Origin of the sequence: Limnohabitans planktonicus II-D5 (assembly GCF_001270065.2) — a bacterium.
Lineage (GTDB): Bacteria > Pseudomonadota > Gammaproteobacteria > Burkholderiales > Burkholderiaceae_C > Limnohabitans_A > Limnohabitans_A planktonicus.
On record NZ_LFYT02000072.1, the window covers coordinates 1 to 2,187 of the forward strand.

Consider the following 2,187-nt stretch of genomic DNA (forward strand, 5'->3'; position numbering starts at 1 on the left):
GTCGCTGCACGACATCAGCGGCCCCACCGCGTTTTGGTCCGCCGCCTGGCTGCCCGCCATGCTCTTGGGCATCTGGCTCGGACACCGCCAAAGCGCCCGCATCTCAGCCGACCATTTCAGGCGCCTGGTGCAAGTGCTGCTGCTGGTGATTGCTGCACTGATGGCGGCGCGGGTCATCGGCACCTCTTGATTCGGCACGCTGAAGTTTGAAATGTGCGAGAAATGTCAACTCGCAGGTCGGCACTCGCAGAGTCCGACGTTTTCAGCCTTTGGCACAGGCCCCATGTCGGGGTCTTCGACCGCCGACCTACGCGATGTCAACGCCCCGCAGGTCGGCACTCGCAGAGTCCGACGTTTTCAGCCTGAGGCACAGGCCCCATGTCGGGGTCTTCGACCGCCGACCTACGCGATGTCAACGCCCCGCAGGTCGGTACTCGCAGAGTCCGACGTTTTCAGCCTCTGGCACAGGCCGCATGTCGGGGTCTTCGACCGCCGACCTGCGAGATGTCAACGCCCCGTAGGTCGGCACTCGCAGAGTCCGACGTTTTCAGCCCTTGGCACAGGCCCCATGTCGGGGTCTTCGACCGCCGACCTACGAGATGTCAACGCCTTGTAGGCCGGTACTCGCAGAGTCCGACGTTTTCAGCCTTTGGCACAGGCCCCATGTCGGGGTCTTCGACCACCGACCTACAAAAACCAACTCCCCGTAGGTCGGTACTCGAAGAGTCCGACGTTTACAAGCTCTGGCGCAGGCCCCATGTCGGGGTCTTCGACCACCGACCTACAAAAACCAACTTCGTATAGCTCAACGGCTTCAGCTCCGAATTCTGTCAAAATTAACAATATGCGATTGACCCCTGCCCAAATCGACACCATCCAAAGTACGGCTCAAGCTGTGCTGGGTGATGACGTGCAGGTGTGGCTTTATGGCTCCAGGCTGGATGAGCATCGCAAAGGCGGTGACATAGACTTGTTGATTGAAAGCTCGCAAAAGGCTTCAATCATGAGCCGCGCGAAGATCAAATACCAAGTCGAAACCGCTCTGCAACTACCCGTTGACATTCTCATGGTCCAAAGAGGGCGAGCTGCTGGTGCTTTTCAAACGATTGCCCGCGCCCGAGCAGTGCGACTCAAGCCTCCAACATGGGCCCAGTGATGAAACCACACAGCCCTTTGAATGCTGAAAAGCACCACTTGTCTGGTTTGCTGGAAGCCATTCAGCGATGCGTGTATTTCCTGGATGCATCCAGTCAAACACTGCAATGGCCCATCAGCGGAAGCTTCTTGGCCCAAAACAAAAAAGACAAAGAACTCTTTGAGGCATTGGCCGCTATCAACGAACGCTTTGCCAAACTTCAAGACACGCTGGGTGCTGCCATGCGCCACAGTTTGGTCTTGTCTGGTGAACAGGCGGACAGTTTCATCAAAGTGCTGGCCATTTTCGAAAAGGCAGGTGTGGTTCAGTCTCTAGAGGCTTGGCAAATCGCCAGAGCTGCTAGAAATCTAGCAGCCCACGACTATGAAACCGATTACGACCTTGTTGCCGACCATTTCAACGCCTTGTATGAACAACAAGAAATGCTTTACCAAACCGCCAGAGCATTTGTCACTTATACGCAGCAAGTCCTGAGCGTCAGCCCCTTGAGTGCTGACTTCAGTCAGGAATTTGATGCGATCACCCTGAGCAAAACTTAAACCGTAGGTCGGTACTCGAAGAGTCCGACGTTTCCAAACTCTGGCGCAGGCCCCATGTCGGGGTCTTCGACCACCGACCTACAAAAACCAACTCCCCGTAGGTCGGTACTCGAAGAGTCCGACGTTTCCAAGCTCTGGCAAAGGCCCCATGTCGGGGTCTTCGACCACCGACCTACAAAAAACCAACTCCCCGTAGGTCGGTACTCGAAGAGTCCGACGTTTCTAAGCTCTGGAGCAGGCCCCATGTCGGGGTCTTCGACCACCGACCTACAAAACCCAACTCCCCGTAGGTCGGCGGCTTCAGCCCCGACAAACGCACAAAACCAACTCCCCGTAGGTCGGTACTCGAAGAGTCCGACGTTTACAGGCTCTGGCACAGGCCCCTGAACGGCAACTACCTTTGGATCAGCCCACAAACCAACACCAGCCTTGGGTGGATATACAATTAAATTTTGTATATCCATGAGGACTCAAACATGCAAGTCGCTAAAT

At 55.8% G+C, this 2,187-nt stretch carries 2 protein-coding genes and 1 pseudogene; all 3 read left to right on the forward strand.

From position 1 onward, the window contains the following. A pseudogene (locus tag H663_RS41830) lies at positions 1–190 on the forward strand (sulfite exporter TauE/SafE family protein); the annotation flags it as partial. Positions 191–850: 660 nt separating this feature from the next. Next, positions 851–1,156, forward strand: a complete 306-nt coding sequence (locus H663_RS40765) for a nucleotidyltransferase domain-containing protein (protein WP_205872771.1) — start codon at positions 851–853, stop codon at positions 1,154–1,156. Next, positions 1,156–1,695 (forward strand): hypothetical protein, encoded by a 540-nt coding sequence (locus tag H663_RS40770; RefSeq protein WP_053176294.1) that lies wholly within the window; start codon positions 1,156–1,158, stop codon positions 1,693–1,695. The genes H663_RS40765 and H663_RS40770 overlap by 1 nt, the downstream gene beginning before the upstream one ends. The last annotated feature ends 492 nt before the right edge of the window (positions 1,696–2,187 follow it).

What these genes read in the sequence shown, in the direction of transcription:
- H663_RS40770 (WP_053176294.1), top strand. Translation starts at nt 1,156, where the DNA reads ATGAAACCACACAGCCCTTTGAATGCTGAAAAGCACCACTTGTCTGGT.